Origin of the sequence: Pseudomonas fluorescens (assembly GCF_902497785.1) — a bacterium.
GTDB lineage: Bacteria > Pseudomonadota > Gammaproteobacteria > Pseudomonadales > Pseudomonadaceae > Aquipseudomonas > Aquipseudomonas fluorescens_BO.
The window spans coordinates 372,553-393,020 of sequence record NZ_CABVHK010000002.1; the positions used below are offsets into that span (position 1 = coordinate 372,553).

At 60.8% G+C, this 20,468-nt stretch carries 14 protein-coding genes; 5 read left to right on the top strand and 9 right to left on the bottom strand.

All coding sequences use genetic code 11. The annotated features are described in order from the left end of the window. Positions 1–168 precede the first annotated feature (168 nt). Genes F8N62_RS04620 through F8N62_RS04630 form a run of 3 tightly spaced genes read left to right on the top strand, consistent with a single transcriptional unit; the run spans position 169 to position 3,733 of the window. On the top strand, positions 169–2,070 hold the full coding sequence (locus F8N62_RS04620; RefSeq protein ID WP_150709843.1) for a sensor histidine kinase: 1,902 nt from the start codon (positions 169–171) through the stop codon (positions 2,068–2,070). Continuing rightward, the gene (locus F8N62_RS04625; protein ID WP_150709844.1) at positions 2,067–3,395 is read left to right on the top strand and encodes a sigma-54-dependent transcriptional regulator; all 1,329 of its coding nucleotides are present in this window, start codon (positions 2,067–2,069) and stop codon (positions 3,393–3,395) included. The genes F8N62_RS04620 and F8N62_RS04625 overlap by 4 nt, the downstream gene beginning before the upstream one ends. 8 nt (positions 3,396–3,403) lie before the next feature. Continuing rightward, entirely contained in the window at positions 3,404–3,733 is a 330-nt protein-coding gene (locus F8N62_RS04630; RefSeq protein ID WP_191632346.1) for a GlpM family protein, read from the top strand. 86 nt (positions 3,734–3,819) lie between these two features. Here the strand turns inward: F8N62_RS04630 and F8N62_RS04635 are convergent, their stop codons facing one another. The 4 genes from F8N62_RS04635 to F8N62_RS04650 all read right to left on the bottom strand — a co-directional run bounded on the left by F8N62_RS04635 (position 3,820) and on the right by F8N62_RS04650 (position 7,828). After that, complete coding sequence (locus F8N62_RS04635) at positions 3,820–4,725, bottom strand: hypothetical protein (protein WP_150709846.1); 906 nt, start codon at positions 4,723–4,725, stop codon at positions 3,820–3,822. Beyond that, entirely contained in the window at positions 4,722–5,417 is a 696-nt protein-coding gene (locus F8N62_RS04640; protein ID WP_150709847.1) for a hypothetical protein, read from the bottom strand. The genes F8N62_RS04635 and F8N62_RS04640 overlap by 4 nt, the downstream gene beginning before the upstream one ends. A gap of 100 nt (positions 5,418–5,517) precedes the next feature. Then, the gene (locus tag F8N62_RS04645; protein WP_150709848.1) at positions 5,518–6,183 is read right to left on the bottom strand and encodes a DsbA family oxidoreductase; all 666 of its coding nucleotides are present in this window, start codon (positions 6,181–6,183) and stop codon (positions 5,518–5,520) included. A gap of 610 nt (positions 6,184–6,793) precedes the next feature. Beyond that, positions 6,794–7,828 carry an alpha/beta fold hydrolase gene (locus F8N62_RS04650; protein ID WP_150709849.1) on the bottom strand — a complete coding sequence of 345 codons (1,035 nt, stop codon included), beginning with the start codon at positions 7,826–7,828 and terminating at the stop codon, positions 6,794–6,796. Positions 7,829–8,035: 207 nt separating this feature from the next. On the opposite strand from F8N62_RS04650, the gene F8N62_RS04655 reads away from it, so the two are divergent. Next, on the top strand, positions 8,036–13,621 hold the full coding sequence (locus F8N62_RS04655) for a dermonecrotic toxin domain-containing protein (protein ID WP_150709850.1): 5,586 nt from the start codon (positions 8,036–8,038) through the stop codon (positions 13,619–13,621). Positions 13,622–13,806: 185 nt separating this feature from the next. Here F8N62_RS04655 and metE read toward each other — a convergent pair whose 3' ends face one another. Further along, a complete protein-coding gene (gene metE, locus F8N62_RS04660) occupies positions 13,807–16,119 on the bottom strand; it encodes a 5-methyltetrahydropteroyltriglutamate--homocysteine S-methyltransferase (RefSeq protein ID WP_150709851.1) in 2,313 nt (770 codons plus the stop codon). Between the two features lie 107 nt (positions 16,120–16,226). On the opposite strand from metE, the gene metR reads away from it, so the two are divergent. Beyond that, the gene (gene metR / locus F8N62_RS04665; protein WP_008155262.1) at positions 16,227–17,144 is read left to right on the top strand and encodes a transcriptional regulator MetR; all 918 of its coding nucleotides are present in this window, start codon (positions 16,227–16,229) and stop codon (positions 17,142–17,144) included. A 118-nt stretch (positions 17,145–17,262) separates the two neighbouring features. On the opposite strand, the gene F8N62_RS04670 is transcribed toward metR, so the two are convergent. From F8N62_RS04670 to F8N62_RS04685, 4 genes are all read right to left on the bottom strand, one after another. Next, entirely contained in the window at positions 17,263–17,760 is a 498-nt protein-coding gene (locus F8N62_RS04670; protein WP_150709910.1) for a GNAT family N-acetyltransferase, read from the bottom strand. 1 nt (position 17,761) lies between these two features. Continuing rightward, positions 17,762–18,400: a LysE family translocator gene (locus F8N62_RS04675; protein WP_150709852.1), complete on the bottom strand. Its 639-nt coding sequence runs from the start codon at positions 18,398–18,400 to the stop codon at positions 17,762–17,764. Positions 18,401–18,425: 25 nt separating this feature from the next. Then, positions 18,426–18,860, bottom strand: coding sequence for an NUDIX hydrolase (locus tag F8N62_RS04680; protein WP_150709853.1), 435 nt, complete (start codon positions 18,858–18,860; stop codon positions 18,426–18,428). Between the two features lie 193 nt (positions 18,861–19,053). Then, positions 19,054–20,409, bottom strand: a complete 1,356-nt coding sequence (locus F8N62_RS04685) for an HD domain-containing phosphohydrolase (RefSeq protein ID WP_150709854.1) — start codon at positions 20,407–20,409, stop codon at positions 19,054–19,056. Positions 20,410–20,468 lie beyond the last annotated feature (59 nt).

A 20,468-nucleotide genomic window follows, 5' to 3' on the forward strand; every position in this document is an offset into this window, starting at 1 on the left:
CAACACACCCGCCCCTGTAGGAGCGAGCTTGCTCGCGATGAACGCAAAGACGCCGCGTACATCCAGATGAACGCGTCATCGTTGACGACCATCGCGAGCAAGCTCGCTCCTACAGGGGATCGGTGGTGGTTTCGAGATTTGTGTTGTGGTTGACCCAAGGCATCTGTGATGAAATGCGACCCCACTCTTTATCGCGCCGCGCCGCCATCACTCGCCGTGAAACCCCGTCTGATCCGTCATCTGTTCCTGCCACCGCTGGTCATCGCCCTGATGATCGGATTGGGTTACCTCGGCTTCTGGCTCAGTGAGCACTACGGCCTGCGCAGCCTCAGCGAGAACGGCCAGCGTCAGCTCGAATTGCACGCCCGCGCCGTCGAGAGCGAGATCAGCAAATACACCTACCTGCCCAGCCTGCTGGAACTCGAATCCGGCGTGTCGAAGCTGCTGGCTGACCCGTCGCCGGAGCACCGCCAAGCAGTCAATGAATACCTCGAAGGTCTGAACCGGCGCAGCCGCAGTCGGGCTATCTATGTGATGGACACCACCGGCCGCGTCATGGCCACCAGCAACTGGCGCGATGTCGACAGCTACCTCGGTGAAGACCTGTCCTTTCGCGCCTATTTCCAGAACGCCGTGCGCGGTCAGCCCGGACGCTTCTACGGCATTGGCAGCACCAACGGCGAGCCCGGCTATTACCTGGCCCACGGCCTGGAAGAACAAGGCAAGATCATCGGCGTCGCGGTGGTCAAAGTACGCCTCGAAGCCATGGAAGAACGCTGGCAGCGGGCGCGCCTGGAAGCCTTCGTCAGCGACGAAAACGGCATCATCATTCTGTCCAGCGATCCGGCACGACGGTTGAAATCGGTGGTGCCGCTGAGCGACGAAACCAAAGAAAAACTCGCCCGCAGCCTTCAGTACTACTGGTTCCCGCTGAACGAGCTGCAACCGCTGGCCCGGGAAAAACTGGCCGAGGGCGAGGAAAAACTGACCTTCCCCGCCAACAGCGAAGTGGAGTCCGACGAAGAGGACATCAGTTACCTCTCGCAAACCCGCCCGCTCAGCGACACGCCGTGGAATTTCACCCTGCTCACGCCGCTCCAGGATTTGCGCCGCGAAGCGATCAATCAGGGGATTCTGGTGGCCGTGGCGTTTGCCCTGTTTGCCTTTCTGCTGATCGCCTGGAACGAGCGGCGCAAGGTGATTGCCACCCGCCTCGCCGCCCGCGAAGCCTTGCAGGAAGCCAATAATCAACTGGAGCGTCGGATTACCGAACGCACCACCGACCTGCGCGCCAGCAACGACCGGCTCAAGGGTCAGATCCGCGAACGCCGGCAGGCCGAAGAGACCTTGCGCCGCGCCCAGGATGAACTGGTGCAGGCCGGCAAACTCGCGGCCATCGGCCAGATGTCGACCAGCATCGCCCACGAATTGAACCAGCCACTGGCGGCGCTGCGCACCTTGTCCGGCAACACCGTGCGCTTTCTGGAGCGTGGTCAGCTGGACGTCGCCAGCACCAACCTCAAGACCATCAACGAACTGATCGACCGCATGGGCCGCATCACCGCCAGCCTGCGCTCCTTTGCCCGGCGCGGTGACGACAAAGGCCAGGCCTGCCTCGGCAAAGCGGTGGACGCCGCGCTGCAACTGCTCGGCGGGCGGATCGACACGGCCCACCTGCAACTGCACCGCGACTTCGCCGAGGTACAGGTGCAGATCGACCAGACTCGCCTTGAGCAGATTCTGGTCAACCTGATCGGCAACGCCCTCGATGCCATGCAGGCCCAGCCCCTGCCGGAACTGTGGCTCGAAGGCGAGGCATTCGATGGCAAATATCGTTTGCGCGTACGCGACAACGGCCACGGCATCGACGCCGAGGCACGCAAGCATCTGTTTGAACCGTTCTTTACCACCAAACCCGGTGAACAAGGCCTGGGCCTCGGCCTGACCCTTTCCGCCAGCCTGGCCGCCGCCACCGGCGGGCATCTGGGTGTCGAGCACCCGGCCAGCGGTGGTACCACCTTTGTCCTCAGTTTACCGTTGGTAAGCCCTATTCCCGCCGAGCCAATATGAACAACGACCTTAGTGTGCTGATCGTCGAAGACGACCCCCATGTGCTGCTCGGCTGCCAACAGGCGCTGACCCTGGAAGACATTCCCTGCGTGGGCGTGGGCAGCGCCGAAGAAGCGCTGGAAAAAGTGGGCGACAATTTTGCCGGCATCGTCATCAGCGACATTCGCTTGCCGGGCATCGACGGTCTCGAGTTGCTGACCCGGCTCAAGGCCCGCGACCGCAGCCTGCCGGTGGTGCTGATTACCGGCCACGGCGACATTTCCATGGCCGTGGGTGCGATGCAAAAAGGCGCCTACGACTTCATGGAAAAACCCTTCTCCCCGGAACGTCTGGTGGACGTGGCACGGCGCGCACTGGAGCAGCGCAGCCTCGCGCGGGAAGTCTCTTCGTTGCGCCGGCAACTGGCAGAACGGGATTCTCTGGAAGGCCGGATCATCGGTCGTTCGCCAGCGATGCAGAATTTGCGGGAACTGATCGCCAACGTCGCCGACACCTCGGCCAACGTGCTGATCGAAGGCGAGACCGGCACCGGCAAGGAACTGGTCGCGCGTTGCCTGCATGATTTCAGTCGTCGCCACACTAAACAGTTTGTCGCGCTCAATTGCGGTGGCCTGCCGGAGAACCTGTTCGAAAGTGAAATCTTCGGTCATGAAGCCAACGCCTTCACCGGCGCGGGCAAACGGCGGATCGGCAAGATCGAACACGCCGACGGTGGCACGCTGTTCCTCGACGAAGTGGAAAGCATGCCGCTGCCGTTGCAGATCAAACTGCTGCGGGTGTTGCAGGAACGTACGCTGGAACGCCTCGGCTCGAACCAGAGCGTGGCGGTGGATTGCCGGGTGATCGCGGCCACCAAATCCGACCTCGACGAGTCAAGCAAGGCCGGCGAATTCCGCAGCGACCTGTATTACCGCCTGAACGTGGTGACCCTCGAATTGCCACCGCTGCGGGAACGTCGCGAAGACATCCTGCAACTGTTCGAGCACTTCCTGCAGCAGTCGTCCCTGCGCTTCGACCGCGCCGTACCGGAACTGGACAACCAGACGTTGTCGAACCTGATGAGCCACGACTGGCCCGGCAACGTGCGCGAACTGCGCAACGTGGCCGAGCGTTATGCCCTCGGTCTGCCGGCCTTCAAGAAGACCGGCGCCAGCGGCAACACTCAGGGCCTGGCCTTCGCCGAAGCGGTGGAAGCCTTCGAACGCAATCTCCTCGGCGATGCTTTGCAACGCAGCGGCGGCAACCTGACTCAGGCCAGCCTGGAGCTGGGCATGGCCAAGACCACGCTCTTCGACAAAGTGAAGAAGTACGGGCTGAGCCACTGATGGACCTGATTCTCAAAGCAACCCTGGGCGCGGCGGTGGTGTTGATCCTCGCCGCCCTGGCCAAGACCAAAAACTACTACATCGCCGGCCTGGTGCCGCTGTTTCCGACCTTTGCGCTGATCGCGCATTACATCGTCGGCAAGGGGCGCTCGCTGGAGGATCTGAAGACCACCATCGTGTTTGGCATGTGGTCGATCATTCCGTACTTCATCTATCTCGCGACGTTGTACGTGATGGTGGACCGGATGCGTCTGGAAGCTTCACTCGCCGTGGCGGCGGTGGCGTGGTTGATCGCGGCGACGGTGCTTGTCACCGTCTGGCTGCGCTTCCAGGCCTGAACGCAAAAGATCGCAGCCTTCGGCAGCTCCTACAGATGTACACCCGTAGGAGCTGCCGAAGGCTGCGATCTTTTGACTTTCCCGGATTACTGCCCGTAAACCTTCTGCAACTGCGCCTGCGTCAGCGCATCTTCAAACGGCACCGGCACGGATTTCACCGCGCCATACAGGTTGCGATAACGCCAGTAGCTGCCGTTGTTGGCCAGTTGATAACCGCGCTCGACCACGCGCTGGCCATCGAGGACATAGCGCAAGGTTTCCTGCGCGGACTCCGGTGGCGCCGGTTGCATCAGGTCGGCGGCCAGCACGCGCATGGACTCGTCGATGCACTCGTCGAGCACTGCCGTGACCTTCGCCAGATCCAGACTGCCGTCGTCGATGCATTGCTTGCCGCACTGCCGAATCGGCTGGCTGGCGACTTCAATGCGCATGCGATACAGCGCCGAACCCGCAATGTCCTGGACCTGCACCTGATTGATCAGCAGAAAACTGCCGCGATCTGCCGTCAGCATCAACTTGGGTTCGATCACCAGACGCGCGGTAACGGCGCCCTCGCCCTGCTTGAGCCCGGCCACTTGTGAAGCCTGTTGATAGCGCCGTTGCAAACGTTCCTGCAACGGCACGCCAGCGAGCAGGTCGGCCATCGGCCGCGAATCCTTGAGCGCAGTCTTTTCCGCATCTCGCTGCAAGCTGCCGCTGCCCATCTGCGTGTTGATCAGGCTCGCCACCAGCAAACCGGCCAGCCCTGCCGCATTCGCACCGGCCACCAGATTATGACTCGACGAAGCCGCTTTCTGCGCCGCTTCGGGATCAATCACCGTGCTTGCGCCGACAAACGCCTGCGGCAACAGCATGTCGACTTTCAGGCCATGAGCCTGGACATAAGTGGCGGCACTTTGAGATTTGAAACCGGCATCGGGAGCCGGTTTCTGCGCGCAACCGGCCAGCATCAGCAGGGCCAGCGCACCGGCCCCCATGATCGAGCGCTTCATTGCTCGAAAGGCGTGATCATTTGCTGACGGCTCGCGTCCATCGCCTGATAAAAGGCGTTGGACAGGTTGGCGTAGCTCGGCTCATCCCACTCGCCCTGCGCCGCTTGCACCGCGACAAAAGGCTTGAACCACAGCAGTTTGTTGTCGGCCAGATCGACCACCAGGCCCTGCCCGCTCACCTGCGCCATCGGCACGCTGGTCGGTACGAATCCGTAGTAGCTGCGAGTCGCTCCGGTGGCGAAGACATTGACCAGCAACAGACGGTCGACACCGTAAGCGCCCTTGATCGGCGTCAGGTCACGGCCCATATAGCCTTCACGGAAACTGGTTTGCTTGTAGACATTCAGGTCAACCGGCTCGTTGATCCGCTTGACCTTGTAGCCCTTGGCCTGCAGCTTGGCAACGATCACATCCGGCAACGTGTTCAGATCGCGCACTTGCCATTTTTCGACGTTGTCGCTGAGTTTGCTGTTGACGCCCTTGTTGATCGCGTAATCGAGCATCCCCTGTTGACCGGTCAGTGCCAGCACCGGCGCCGGCACCACCGTGATCGCCACGCCGATGGTCGGCTCTTTGGCATCCCAGAATTGTTTATCCAGCGGGACAGGCGGTTGAACGTGGGCGCAGCCGGTGAGGGTCAGGCAGGCGAGCAGAGTGAGCGCAGCCCAGGTGCGAAAAGCGTGAAGTGTCATGGATCAAATCCCTATGATTGGAAACGATGCTGCCTGTATCGGCAGCAACGGCTAAAACCCATAGTGGCACATTGATATATTTTACTTCAACTACCAGCTATCAGCTGACTCTTCCGCCCTTGGCTTCGCTCATGATCTGCCGGATCGCCCCGACAAAGGTGTCTACCGGCTGCCCGCCACTGACGGCGTACTGCCCGTTGAACACCACCGTCGGCACCGAACTCACCCCACGTGAAAGCCACAATTGCTCTTCTTCGCGGACCTCTTTGGCGAATTCGTCCGAGGCCAGAATTGCCTCAGCACGCTGCCGATCCAGGCCTACACCTTGCGCGATCTGCGCCAACTGAACGCGATCGGAAGGATTGCCGCCCTCAGTGAAATACGCCTTGAACAACGCCTCCTTCAGATTGAACTGCAACCCTTCCAGCCCCGCCCAATACAGCAATCGGTGAGCATCGAAGGTGTTGTAAATACGGCTGTTGCCATCGGTGCGAAAAGCAAACCCGACCTCGGCGCCACGCGCGCGAATCATCTCGCGATTCTGCTGCGACTGCTCAGGCGTCGAGCCGTATTTCTCGGTGATGTGCTCAGTGATGTTCTGCCCTTCGGGCCCCATCTTCGGATTCAATTCGAATGGCTGAAAACGAATCTCGGCCTGGACCTCATCGCCCAGCAGGTCCAGCGCCCGGGTCAGACCGTACAGGCCGACGACGCACCAGGGGCAGGACACGTCGCTGACGAAATCGATTTTCAGGGGGGTAGTCATCACACACCTCGCAGGCTGGGGACAGGCTGGAAAGAGTGAACGATACACCCGTGGAAACGGGTTTGGGGGGAGGTCGTTTCGTCTGCGGGAGGTTGGTTGACTGGCGGGCCGCCTTCGCGAGCAGGCTCGCTCCCACAATAGGTCCGGGTGCATCTGCGGGGAATTGGTTGACTGGCGGGCCGCCATCGCTGGCAAGCCAGCTCCCACAGGGGAACTTCGGCGAACCCAACCAAACCACGAGGTCGAGCGTTAGCTCGCCTTGCGCTTTTGATTTTGATCTACCCGCCCCTTCGGAAGGCCGAGTGGAGGTTCTGCGCAGTGGGCAACCCGGCATGGATGCCGGGTTAGCCGCCCTTGGCCATGGATGGCCGATGGCGGCGGGCCCACGGAGCAGGACCGGAGCGAGGGTACCCCGAGCTTTAGCGAGGGGCCGGACGCCGGGGCAAGACTTTTTGGTTCCTTTTGTGGCGTTTGACAAAAGGGACTCGCCGTAAGGGCGAAACCCTAAGCAGCCGTTACCGCAGAAATGGATATGTACACCCACAAAAGACAGGTCGGCTTTCAGGCCGCCATCGCTAACAAGCCAGCTCCCACAGAATGCAGGGGGGGGTTACAGCAAATTATGTTCGACCGCAGGATCGATCTGCGCCCAATGCGAAGGGTCTTCACGATGCGCCTGCAAATAGGGCAACACCGCCGCCAGCAACGGTACCTTGAAGGCCTCTTGAAAACGATGCGCCAACCCCGGAATCAACTTCAACTGACTCCCACGAATATGCGCCGCCAGATGCACCCCATGCATCACCGGCAACAGCGGATCTGCCGTGCCATGCACCACCAGCGTCGGCACCCGCAGTGTGTTCAACAGCGCCACCCGACTGGGCTCGGCGAGAATCGCCATGATCTGACGCTTCACCCCCTCAGGATTAAACGCCCGGTCATAAGACTGCGCCGCCTGCTGCAACAGCGCCTGCCGGTCATCACTCACCGCAGGACTGCCCAGCGCCGCCAGCAAATCAGCCTGCTGCTCCAGCGCCACTTCCCGATTCGGTGCCCCGCGCCGCGACAGTAACTGCACCAACGCCGCACTCGGCGCCGGCAAACCCTCGGCTCCGGAACTGGTCATGATCAGCGTCAGGCTCTCCACCCGTTGCGGCGCCATGGCCGCCATGTGCTGAGCGATCATTCCGCCCATGCTCGCGCCCAACACGTGAAATTGCTCGACCTGCAACGCATCCATCAAACCGAGCGCATCGTCGGCCATGTCCGTCAACGAATAAGGCGCCGCCACCGGCAAACCGAGCTTGTAGCGCAACACTTCGAACGTCAGATTGGCCTCGACCGGCGCCTGCCTCCAGGTCGAGAGACCGACATCGCGATTGTCATAACGGATCACCCGAAAACCCTGCTGACACAGCGCAACCACCACCTCGTCCGGCCAGTGAATCAACTGCCCGCCCAGGCCCATCACCAGCAACAACGCCGGATCCGAAGCACGACCGATGCTCTGGTACGCCAGGCTCACCTGCGCCAGATCGACCCGTTCGGTCGCAACATTGACATCACATCGAGAAGCCGCAAAAGACGGCAAACCAGACAACAAAGCGGCGAGGAAAACCGCTGTCGAAACCCATCGTGCATACATGAAAAACACCGAAACGCAGAACCCCAGTAGAGCGCGAGTCTGATGAAGTTTGTGCGTTCGCGCTGCCACAGTTGCGTGACAGTTTGATGAATCTCGCTGAGTGGTCGGTGCGGTAACTATGTAGTGCCAACGCGTCTCCAGATTTTTCTTAAATGGCGGGATCACGGAGCGGACTCCCCCGCTCCCTCTAAACCGAGCCATGTCCCCATGACCGATAGACTTCTCGCCGACCTCCCCACCTCCGTGCCGATTATCTTTGCGCCCTCATCGCCGCTGCCCGACAACCACGACGAAAGCCTGCGCCACAGCGCCTCGGCCCGTTGGCGCGAGTGCAGCGAGGGCTTGCGTGAACTGTTCGCCGGCGTGCCATCCACCCGCGATTCGCTTGAGCGTCTACTGAAACAGCAGCTGGATCTGGACGCAGCCGGGATCGGATTGCAGTTCAGCGCCACCGATGAACATTCCGAACGCTTCGTCCTGCTCACCGATGCCTTTGCGTTTGTCTTCCAGCACCCGCAGCTGGAAACCACGCTGAACCAACGCTGCCGGATCGTCGGTGTGGCCACGTCTCATGCGCTGTTCGCCCTCACGCCGATGCAATTGCTCGCGCGCCTCCAGGCGCTAAACGTCGAGGCATTCATCAGCGAGCGCTGGAACGCCTACTGGGACGCTCGCGCACCCGGCACGCCGGTGTCTCGCCGCGAACGCGCCTATCAGCTGTACCGCGATCATTTCCAGGCGACGGCGCAACGGGCTTTTGCCGAGCGCACGCTGAATGCCGAACAACTGAAACCCCTGTGGGCACTGATGGAGGCCACCTCGACAGTTGTGCGCCTGGATAACCAGCCGATCAAAAGCGAACGACTGGAGTTGGAGCTGAGCAATAAAAGCCGGGTGAAGCTTCCCGCCGCCTGGGTCATCAGCGTCGGCGACACTGCCCCGGTCGAACACTTGCTGTACCTGCCCAGTCGGCCGGTGACTCTCAAAGCCTTCGCTGAGCGCAAGGCCATGGAGGCTTGGCTGAGTGAACAGTCCCTCGTCCCCGTTGGCTTGCCCGGCGCTGACCTGAGTTTTGCTTACAGCCCCCGGGCCCTGCCCTTGTCGGCGGGCATGAGCGACCTGCTGGACCATCAGCAAATGGCTCAAATGGCGGCCCTGCGCAACGGTTCCACTGGAAAGCCCGGCCTGGCCGAACAGGGCCCGCAGGCCATGGTCTACGTGGACAGCATCGATCGGCAGCGCAGCAACAGCCCGGTGTTTGCGGCACCGCCCAGTCTGGAACCGTTGGAAATCGGCACCGCTGAGAGCGACAGCGACGAACTGGCCTTGTTCGGCAGTCTGTACCCCGATATTCCCTGGGTGCAGCGCCAGGCCGCCACACACACTCAGCGCGCCAGCCTCGAAACATTGCAAAGCGAGTCTGGCGATCAAGACGCCCTGAACGCCCTCAAGGATCTGCAAAAGGCACTGGAAGCTGCCGAGGACGCCGCCGAAAAGGCCGCTTCTGCCATGCTCTCCGGGGAACGGTCGCTCGACGTCATTATCTCGACTCGGGAGTTCACCGCGCTGCAACAAGCCCACAAGGACGGTCTGCACGCCGAGGCCGGAATCCAGCGGGCGCTCAAACAACTGAGCGATGAAGAAGCGAACCTGCTGAAGGCGCTGCTCGACACCCCCGACGATGCAGGTGCCGACAAGGTAACGGCCAGCCTGACCGTGTCGTTGAGCGGGCAGGACGGCAAGCCGTCCTCGGCCAACACCCAGGAGCTCGACGGTCCGTTTGTGATGACCCACCCGGACGTGCTGACGGATGCCTCATCGCCACACAGCGTGTTGCTTTACTGGCCGGGGATCGGCGGCGGACTGCAATGGTTCGCCAATCGACAGACGCTTGAACGACAGCTGTTCAAAATCAGCGATACCGACAACAACAACCTCTCACTGCACCTGAAGAAAATCAGTGGCGATCCGCTGCACTACGCACTGAATCAGATCACCCTGAATTTCGACAATCAGGCCTCCGCAATCCGCCAGCGCAACGCCGCGACGGCCCCACCAAAACAGCAAGCCGAGCAGCTCGAAGCATTGCGCGAGCGCACGCTTGCCGCCCTGCAGGTTCCGGTGAATGCGGCCCGAAGCCTGGTTTTCGCGCATGAGCTGGAGCAAAGCCGCAGCTCGGCCCTGGCCATCCACCGTCCGGACTGGCTGGCCAAACTGCCACAGACCGAACGCGACGCGATGAAACACCTGGTTCAGGCGTACATCGGGGCCATGCTGCGCAGTCACGGGTTGATGACGGTCATCCTCGAGCCGCGCAGTGACTTCACCCGCCGACACTTGCATGCCCGACTGCGCGAAGACTTCAACATCAAGGGCGATTTCGCCGTGCAACTGGAACTGCCCGATTCAGTCGCCTGGGAAAAGCGCTTTACCGCAACGCCAACCGGGAAGACTGAAACGTCGGTGATGGTGGCCGGCTCCAAAAAAAGCAAAATGTCGCTGGAGGACCTGGCCCAACTCAACATCGACAATGTCCATTCGGTTCGGCAGGACGCGTTTTCCCAGCGACTGGTGTTCATGCGGCTGGAGGTCACGGCGGCCGTGGCCCAGGAACGGATCACGCTGCTCAATGGCATCAACCTGACCTACCTGCGCAAGATCCTCCCGGAGCTGGATCTGCCCAAGGCGTACGAACAACAGATCCACCGTGCTTACACCGGCTCGCCCGACGAGACCGCGTTTGTGAACGCGCATCGGCGCGAATGCCTGCTCGAACCGTGGCGCCTGATGCTCAAGTTGCAGGGCGAGTTTGCGCGCCTGCAAAAACAGATCAGCCCTGACGAATTGCATCTCCTCAACATCGCCATCGATGCCGACACGCCGCAAGCCTGGCTCGCTGGCGGCAAGCGCGTGGCGATACTGCCGGTCTACCTGACCGTTGGTGGCAAGGACACGCCGAACGAAGGCGGGGTCACTCTGTCCGGTGTGACGTTCATCCAGGAACAGGTCAGCGGCGTCACGTTGCTGTACACCCCGGATAGCCCTGATGACCGGTTTTTACGGCGCTACGACAGCCTGGAAGCGGCTCGCAAGGCACTGTTCAACCTGTGCGCGCAAGACTCGATGATCAATTATCTCGCTGGTCGCGCCTTGCAGGGCAACGTGCGGGCGCACGTCAGCCGGATCAGTGACGCCCAGGACAAACACTTCGACGCCATCATCGGCGTCGGCGCGCGCTGGCCCGCCCACACGTCGCTGGCGGCCCATTTGCTCGATGCGCACCAAGGGCGCCTGATCGAAGCTCATCGCGGTACGTCGCGCTCAAATGATGCGTTGTATTTGGAGCGCTATGCGTTGCAAGGCCCGCGCGCGTTTGCCTACATAAAAATGGCCATCGGCTTGCTGCCTGTTATCGGAACGGCCGTCGCCCTTTACGATGCCTGGACCGCTGCGAATCAGGCGGCGGCAGCGTTTTTGCGCGGTGATGTGGGAGACGGCGTGGCCGAGCTTGGCTCGGTGCTGTTGTCATTGATTGATGCGGCGATGGATCTGTTGCCGGGAGAAGCCATCGCCTCCGCACTGGGCACCGGCGCCCGCGCATTGACACGCACCCGCCAGCTTCGGGCGCTGAGCATCAGTGCCGCCGCCTTGCACGCGCCGTCCATGCGACAGGCCCGGCATGTGGTCGCGCGTTTCGCCGGCTACGAGTATGAAAAACCCCTGTCGCTGAGCGCAATGCAACCGGCGACCCATGGCGCTTACCGCAATGTCTACCGGCATGCCGACGGTGATTTCATTGTCCGTCAGGGTCGGGTGTTCCAGGTCGAATGGAGCAGCGACTCGCGCAACTGGCGGCTGACCGGCAACAGTCGCAAAACCTACAAGCAACCGGTTGCCCTGGATGAAACGGGCCAATGGGACACCTGGTACGGCGTCTACGGCACGACCTTCGAAGGGGGTGGACTCGGCGGCGGCAACCTGCTCGGGCACATGGCCAATGCGCTGGATCCCCTGTGGCCCGCTGCCATCCGCGAACGGCTGCCACGCTGGTGGGTTGATCAGGCTCATCGCCGACATCAGGCTCTGACCATGGAGGTCAATAACCTGGGCGATCAAGTGGATGCACGGGTAATACACACAGACGCCGCTTTGAAGGCCTACTACGCGGCCACTCCAGATCAGCGTGCAGGCTTGTTGCGTGCAACTGAAGCCGCTTGCATCGGCGACATCGAGCTCGTCAGGAAGCATCTCCAGACACTGTCTGAACTATTTCCTCTGACTCATGGCAACAAGCAGACCACTGTCAAGGAGTTACGAAGCAATGGTGCCTTGATAATGGCGGACAGGGCCCAGCATCGGGTGTACCTGGCCAATCATCGGGTGGTGCCTCTTTTGGATCGTATCGATGCGCTGTCGGATGACCTTGATTCGATATTGAAATCCCCCCTGGCAGAACGGTTGCGTGTGCTGAACGATATTCGCAAGCTGCGCCTGGAAATGCTGAAAGAATTCGACACGATCGAATCCCTCATGAGTGACCTCAACTACTGGTATGAGCGCATCACCGTCAGTTCACAAAAAGCGCAAATCACCGAAGCAGTTACAGACTTGAGCAAGCGTCTGAGCGATGCCAACCTCCTCAACTTGAGGACGGGCAACTTGATGGAAACGGTGACGCGCTATGACACCACCGATGATGTGTCCTGGGTCTTCCTGCAAAGCCAGGTGCAGGTTAAAAGAACCGGGGTCGACCGGGCGTTGTTTGCGCAAATCGGCTTGCCGGAAGTCAGCGCGACCAGGGCGCAACGCAACCGGATTCTTCAAGAATGCATCGAGCAATACGATCAGTTCCGTCTTGCAATGAAAGCCTGGACCGCCAGCTACCCACAACACTTCCACCTCGAGACCGTGCCCCCCTTCCTTGATAGCCTGGAAAAGATGTCGGAGCGGGCACGCAAGGCACTGACTACCGCACCGGGAGTTCCCCAACCGGGCGAAATCCGCAGGAAGGTGTTTACCACTGAAAACGATCAACTACTGATCGGAGAAGAGCGCCTTGGGTCGGCTACTCAACCGGTGCAATACACTGTGACCGGTCAAGGCGGCTACAGGGAAATCTGGGAGCCCGCGAGCAACGGCAGGTATCGCCTGCGCAATCCACAACCACTGCCGGTCGCTCCCGCCCAAAAGAACCTTGAATCTTTAATGACCGAAGCCCGTCAGAAACTGGCGATGCAAGACAGCTATAAAACCAGGGTTCAGTCCTACGCGGCCCAAGGCATGCTTCCCGTTGACCTGGAGGACATGATGCTCAAAGAAGCGAATGAACTTGCCCTTCGCGCTCGCGGCATTGAAACCCTTTCCCCGAACAACATTTTGATCACGCAACTGCGCGACAAGGCCCAAGAGTTGATCGCCAGCGGGCGCGCCATGCGCACCCGGCAATCGCTGCTGAGCAAAAAACCCACTGATGGAATGCTGGACGATCTGATCACTCAAAAAGTCGTCAAGGCTTATAAATTCAGTCCGTTCAAAAAGCTCGACAAGCGCCGGGATGGCCGGACGGACTATATGCAGGAGTATGAAGTCTGGGACATGACGAAAACCCCGGCCGGTTTGTTGTGGTACGCCCACTTCCACTACTCCAAGGCGGTGCCCCATTTCATCGAGTTCGAGAAAGCTCATTTGAAACTGCCCGAACACCGTTTTTTGACTCACGCTGACAATGCCGATTTGCCTTATGCCGACATCGGCAAACGGTCGGTGGTGTTGCCGCACTTTGAACATCTCTGATACGTGAGATATCACCGGTAAATGTGGGAGCGAGCCTGCTCGCGAAAGCGCCAGCACAGTCAGCATTAATGAGACTGACAATCCGTATTCGCGAGCAGGCTCGCTCCCACAGGTAATTGGCGCTGGCGCGAGTTATTTGCACGATCAAACCAGCGAGCGCGATGTATACCCACACAGGGTTTGTGTCAGGCCAACTGGCTGCGAAGCTGGCGGGCGGCGGCGACCATGTTGATCAAGGCCGCTTCGGTTTCCGGCCACGCCCGGGTTTTTAACCCGCAATCGGGGTTGACCCACAGGCGTTCAGCCGGAATCCGCTGCACCGCTTTACTCATCAACTTGACGATTTCGGCGGTGTCCGGCACCCGTGGCGAGTGAATGTCATACACGCCTGGCCCGATGTCGTTCGGGTAATCAAACGCCTCGAAGGCCTCGAGTAATTCCATGTCCGAACGCGAGGTTTCGATGGTAATCACATCAGCATCCATGGCCGCGATGGACTCGATCACATCGTTGAATTCGCTGTAGCACATGTGCGTGTGGATCTGCGTTTCATCACGCACGCCGGACGCACTCAGGCGAAACGCTTCCACCGCCCAATCGAGGTATTCCTGCCATTGCGCCCGGCGCAGCGGCAAGCCTTCACGGAAGGCCGCTTCGTCGATTTGCACAATCTTGATGCCGGCGTTTTCCAGGTCGACCACTTCATCACGCAACGCCAGCGCCAGCTGCTGGGCCTGGACTTTGCGCGAGACATCTTCACGGGGGAACGACCACATCAGCATGGTCACGGGACCGGTGAGCATGCCTTTCATGACCTTGTCGGTGAGGCTCTGCGCGTAAGTGATCCAGTCAACGGTCATCGCGTTCGGACGGCTCAGGTCGCCATAAATGATCGCCGGTTTCACGCAACGCGAACCGTAGCTCTGCACCCAGCCGAAGCGGGTAAACGCATAACCGTCCAGCTGCTCGGCGAAGTACTCGACCATGTCGTTGCGTTCGGCTTCACCGTGCACCAGCACGTCCAGCCCCAGGCGTTCCTGGACTTGCACCGCGTGGCGGATTTCGCTGTGCATGGCGTCGGTGTAGTCGTTGGCCGACAGCTTGCCTTGCTTGAACGCCTGACGCGCGAGACGGATCGCACCGGTCTGCGGAAACGAGCCGATGGTGGTGGTCGGGAAGGCCGGCAGTTTCAACCGGGCGCGCTGTTGTTCGATGCGTTTGGCGAACGGCGATTGACGTTGGCTGTCCGTTGCACCGATAGCGTCGATGCGTGCCTGGACCTCGGCTTTATGGATACGCGGCGACTCGGCGCGACTGGCCTGGATCGCCCGGCTTTCGGCCAGCGCGGCCTGAACTTTGGGCGCTTGCGGATCGTTGAGGGCGTCACGCAGCACGGCGATTTCGCCACACTTCTGCACGGCAAACGCCAGCCAGCTTTTCAGTTCCGGGTCGAGTTTGTCTTCGCGTTCCAGGTCCACCGGGCTGTGCAGCAGCGAGCAGGAACTGCTGACCCACAAGTTGTCGCCAAAGCGTTCCTGGGCGAACTGCAATTGCGCGAGCACGGGTTCCAGTTCGCAGCGCCAGACGTTGCGACCGTTGACCAGGCCCACCGACAGAATCTTGTAGGTCGGCAGCCGATCCAGCACTTGCCCGAGTTGATCCGGCGCCCTCACCGCGTCGATGTGCAAGCCTTGCACGGGCAAACCGACGGCCAGCCCGAGGTTGTCTTCCAGACCGCTGAAGTAGGTCGCCACGAGTTTTTTCAGCGGCGAATATTGGAGGATGTGGTAAGCGCGTTCGAAGGCGTTTTTCCAGGCTTGCGGCAGGTCGAGGGTCAGGATCGGCTCGTCGATCTGCACCCATTCAACCCCTTGAGCCGCGAGGCGGCCGAGGATTTCACCGTAGATCGGCAGCAGGCGTTCGAGCAGGTCGAGTTTGTCGAAGTCGTTGCCTTTGGCCTTGCCCAGCCACAGGTAAGTCAGCGGGCCGATGATCACCGGTTTGACGTTATGGCCGAGGGCTTTGGCTTCGTCGACCTCGTCGAACAGCTGTTCCCAGCTCAGCTTGAAGGGTTGATCGGCGCTGAATTCCGGGACCAGGTAGTGGTAGTTGGTGTCGAACCACTTGGTCAATTCCTGGGCGTATTGCGCCTTGTCGTGATCGCCGCCGCAGCAAGATGCCGTGGCGCCACGGGCCATGGCGAACAGCGTGTCGAGGGTCGGCAGGCCATTGGCGTTATTGGCGCTGTCGAAGCGCTGCGGGATCACGCCGAACATCAGGGAGTGGGTCAACACCTGGTCGTACCAGGCGAAATCGCCGACCGGCAGCAGGTCAATGCCGGCATCCTTCTGCAATTGCCAGTGAGTGGCACGCAATTGGCGGCCGACGCTGTTCAGCGCATCCTGATCAAGGTCGCCCTTCCAGTAGGATTCGAGGGCTTTTTTCAGTTCGCGGTCCGCGCCGATGCGTGGGAAACCAAGTGTGTGGGCCAGTGCCATGGAAAATTGCTCCTTCAAAAGATGGCGCTATTGTCGACAGCCAGACCAACATGAGACAAACTCAACCTTTTCGTGTTGATCACAAGTTTTCCTCATGGAGCCCCCCGGTGCTTGAAATCCGCCACCTGAAGACCCTGCACGCCCTGCGCGAAGCCGACAGCCTGGTCGATGCCGCCGACCGTCTGCACCTGACGCAGTCGGCACTGTCCCATCAGTTCAAGGAGCTGGAGGAGCGTATGGGCATGCCATTATTCGTGCGCAAGACCAAGCCGGTGCGTTTCACCAGCGCCGGTCTGCGCCTGCTGCAACTGGCCGATGCCACCCTGCCGCTGCTGCGCGGCGCCGAGCGTGATATCGCGCGGCTGGCCGGTGGCACCGCCGGGCGTTTGCACATGGCCATCGAGTGCCACAGCTGCTTCCAGTGGCTGATGCCGACCATCGACCAGTTTCGCGATGCCTGGCCGGAAGTCGAACTGGACCTGGCATCGGGTTTCTCTTTTGCGCCATTACCCGCCCTGGCCCGTGGCGATCTGGATTTGGTGGTGACGTCCGATCCACTGGAACTGGCCGGGATCACTTATGTACCGCTGTTCACGTACGAGGCCATGCTCGCGGTGGCCAACCAGCATCGTCTGGCGAGCAAGGCATACATCGTCCCGGAAGATTTGCTCACGGAAACCCTGATCACTTATCCGGTGGAACGTGATCGGCTGGACATCTTCACCCGTTTCCTCGAACCCGCCGACATCGAACCGGCGCAGGTCCGCACCTCGGAGCTGACGGTGATGATGATGCAACTGGTGGCCAGCGGTCGCGGCGTCTGCGGCATGCCGCATTGGGCACTGCATGAATACAGTTCACGGGGCTATGTGAAAGCCAAACGGCTGGGCGAGAAGGGATTATTTGCGACGCTGTATGCCGGGATTCGCGCGGACATGCTGGACGCGCCCTACATGCGCGATTTCTTGCTGACGGCCAAGGACACATCGTTCTCCACCCTCGACGGTGTCAGCGCAGTTCGTTAGCAACACACATTTCCTGTGGGAGCGGGCTTGCCCGCGATGGCGATAGCAAATTCAACAATGATGTATCTGACAGGCCGCTATCGCGGGCAAGCCCGCTCCCACAGGATCTGGGTGGGGGTCAGACCTCGCGCCACATATGAATCTTGTCGAAATAGTCCTCGCCCACCCGTACCGCCAGCGGTTCGAGGCCGTACTGGATGAAGCCGCAGCGCTGGTACAGATTGAACGCCGCTGCATTGCCGGCGGTGACGGTCAACTGGATCAGCCTCAGGCGCGGATGCGCCCGCGCCTCGGTCAAAGCGGCCTGGACTAACTGAAAACCGAGCCCGCGCTGGCGGACCTCGCCGCACACATACATGCCAAACAGCGTCGCCTTGTGCCCGGCCTTTTCGCGAGGGTCGAAGGCCAGGCCGACGATGCCCGCCAACTTCCCGTCCTCGAAGGCGCCGAGCACCACATCCAGCGGGCTGCTCAGGCGCGATTCCCACCAACTCAGCGGCATCGCCGCGCGTTCGCGCACGCTGGAGGTAAACGCCTGCGGGTGCAGGTCATAGGCTTCAAGCATCAGCGCCCGATAGTCCAGGGCATGGCTGGGAACCAGCGGCTCGATCCACATGTCAGGCGGTCCGTCGTTGCTCAAGCATCAGCCGCACCGCCAGCGCCGCCAGCACGAACCCCATGAAATAACGCTGCACTGCCAGCCAGGTCGGGTTATTGACGAACCAGGAGGCAATGCCTGCGGCGAACAGCGCAATCATCAGGTTGACGCAGAAACTGACGCTGATCTGGGTCAGGCCGAGGATGATGCTTTGGGTGAACACCGAACCGTGCTCGGGCGTGATGAATTGCGGAAACACCGACAGGTAGAACACGGCGATTTTCGGGTTAAGGGCACTGGTCAGAAACCCCATGGTGATCAGTTTTCGCGACGAGTCGGGCGGCAACTGTTGCGCTTCAAAGGGTGAACGCGCCCCCGGTTTCACCGCCTGCCAGGCCAGCCATACCAGGTACAGCGCGCCCGCCCACTTCAACACTTCATACGCCATCGGCACCGCCAGAAACACGGCGGTCAAACCCGCTGCGGCGGCGAACAGGTGCACGAAGAAACCGCCGACCACGCCGAGCAGCGAAGTGACCCCGGCCTTGCGCCCCTGGCAGATCGAACGGGAGATCAGGTAGATCATGTTCGGCCCTGGCGTCAGCACCATCAGCAGCGCGGCGGCGGCGAAGATCAGCAAGTCTTGAAGCGGGATCATGGGGCAGTCCTTGGTCCGGAAATGATCAGGTGATCGCGATCAGCGACGCTCGATAAAACGGCAGGATCAGGTCCCGTGTCAATGGCGCCAACAGGACATCGCCATCGGTGGCCGGGTCGATCCAGCACACCGCTTCGATCTCGGCCGCCGGAGAAACGTCTGGGCCGATAGTCAGCTGAAATAGTTCGGCCTGGACGACAAAACCCGGTTCGTTGGCGGCCGGTGCCGAAAACTGCCCGAGGTAAGTGGCGTGGGCCGGATCGATGATCAAGCCCAGTTCTTCTTCCAGTTCACGGGCCAGGGCGTGGACCGGCTGTTCATGGGCTTCAATCTTGCCCCCCGCTTGCATGAAGGCTTCGGTACCGCGCTTGCGGACCAGCAAGGTGCGACCGTCGGGACCGATCAACAGGGCGGCGGCGATGCGAATCAGGCGGGGTGAGGCGGCGGATGAAGAAGTCATGGATCAGCAATGGCCTTGGGTAAAGGTCGAAAGGATCACACGAGTGTCGGTGCGCCGTCACGCCCCTTGTAGGAGCGAGCTTGCTCGCGATGGTCGTCAACGATAACGCTGTAAACCTGGCACCCCGTAGCGTTCTCACGCACATCGCGAGCAAGCTCGCTCCTACAGGAGAACAGTGCAGCGATAGGGACCGCTAACCGGCCTCGAGAATCGCACCCTCTCCTTCCGGCACCTTCACAAAGATGCTGTATTTCGCCCCTTCCATCGCTTCAAACGCGATCAGTTTCTCCACCAGCGGTGCGTTCAGCACCTTGCCGGCATTGAGCAACAACATGCCGTTGTCGGCATTGAGGTTGCGCGCCAGCACCATTCCCGCCGTTACCTCGCGGGTGGTCATGACCTTGACCGATGGATCGGCCAACGACACATCGCTCAGGTACGCGGCACACACCTGAACGAAATCTTCCACCATGTCCGGGTCGTAAAGCCGCCCGGCATAACTGCGGATATACACCAGCGCTTCGTCGCTGTTCATCTGCCGTTCAAGGATCAAGCCGCGCTGCAATTCGATGAAGTCCACCGCCAGTTTCAGCAACCGCGAACCGAACGGAATCGCCTCGCCCTTGAGCCGGTCCGGGAAGCCGCTGCCGTCCCAGCGTTCCTGATGGTGCAGGATCAGACGTGCGGCATCCTTCATCGGATCCAGCGTCATCAACAGCGATTCACTCTGCTTTGGATATCCGCGATAACGCTCGCGTTCGTTGTGGTGCAGCAGGTCCGAGGGCGCGTTCATCATGCTGTCGGTCCAGCTCAACTTGCCGATGTTGTAGAGCGCCGCCGCCATGGTCAGGTCGCGGCAGGTGCCTTCATCCAGTTCATGGCGTTTGCAGTAGACCCGCACCAGTTCGATGATCTGGCGATTGGTCTGTTTGGCCGGCGGCAGGCGCAGGTTGGCCAGCAACGAGAACACCTCGGTGCCGGTGACGTAGCTGTGCTTGAGCTCTTCGTAGGCCAGGTCGAGCATGTCAGCGGTTTGCTGGAGCTCGCAGGTGCGCGCCGCGACGTGCTTTTCCAGCGTGCTGTTGAGCGATTTCAGCTGGTCGTTCTGCTGCCGCGTCAGGAGCAGCAGGCGTTGGCGTTCGCGCTCGGAATGCTGGTGAGCCAGGGCCTGGCGCAAGGTCAGGAGCATTTCCTCGTCGTTCCAGGGTTTGCTGATGTAGCGGTGAATCTGCCCTTCGTTGATGGCTTTGATGATCGTCGGCAGGTCTGCATAACCGGTCAGCAGAATCCGGGTGGTCGTCGGATATTTCTTGTGGATCTCGCAAAGCAGCGAGGCGCCGTCCATATTGGGCATGCGCGCATCGCTCATCACCAGGTCGACGGGCTGCTGCGCCATGATTTCCAGGGCCTGGGCGCCACTGGTCGCCAGCAACACTTCGTAAGGCTGGCCGCGCAACAGGCGGCGCAAGCTGTTGAGGATCGATTCCTCATCATCGACCAGCAGAACCTTGGGCTGATGGGGCAGTGTCGCGGGGAGTTGCTCTTCCATGGCGTAACCTCAAACGGAGCGGTACAGCGTCATCCTGAGCTACAGGCTAGATGGTTTTT

Bases quoted from the DNA above. Each gene is read 5' to 3' on its own strand.
- F8N62_RS04635 (WP_150709846.1), bottom strand. From the start codon at position 4,725: ATGAAGCGCTCGATCATGGGGGCCGGTGCGCTGGCCCTGCTGATGCTG.
- F8N62_RS04685 (WP_150709854.1), bottom strand. From the start codon at position 20,409: ATGGAAGAGCAACTCCCCGCGACACTGCCCCATCAGCCCAAGGTTCTG.
- F8N62_RS04625 (WP_150709844.1), top strand. From the start codon at position 2,067: ATGAACAACGACCTTAGTGTGCTGATCGTCGAAGACGACCCCCATGTG.
- F8N62_RS04680 (WP_150709853.1), bottom strand. From the start codon at position 18,860: ATGACTTCTTCATCCGCCGCCTCACCCCGCCTGATTCGCATCGCCGCC.
- F8N62_RS04645 (WP_150709848.1), bottom strand. From the start codon at position 6,183: ATGACTACCCCCCTGAAAATCGATTTCGTCAGCGACGTGTCCTGCCCC.
- F8N62_RS04640 (WP_150709847.1), bottom strand. From the start codon at position 5,417: ATGACACTTCACGCTTTTCGCACCTGGGCTGCGCTCACTCTGCTCGCC.
- F8N62_RS04650 (WP_150709849.1), bottom strand. From the start codon at position 7,828: ATGTATGCACGATGGGTTTCGACAGCGGTTTTCCTCGCCGCTTTGTTG.
- F8N62_RS04620 (WP_150709843.1), top strand. From the start codon at position 169: ATGAAATGCGACCCCACTCTTTATCGCGCCGCGCCGCCATCACTCGCC.
- F8N62_RS04670 (WP_150709910.1), bottom strand. From the start codon at position 17,760: ATGTGGATCGAGCCGCTGGTTCCCAGCCATGCCCTGGACTATCGGGCG.
- F8N62_RS04655 (WP_150709850.1), top strand. From the start codon at position 8,036: ATGACCGATAGACTTCTCGCCGACCTCCCCACCTCCGTGCCGATTATC.
- metE (WP_150709851.1), bottom strand. From the start codon at position 16,119: ATGGCACTGGCCCACACACTTGGTTTCCCACGCATCGGCGCGGACCGC.
- F8N62_RS04675 (WP_150709852.1), bottom strand. From the start codon at position 18,400: ATGATCCCGCTTCAAGACTTGCTGATCTTCGCCGCCGCCGCGCTGCTG.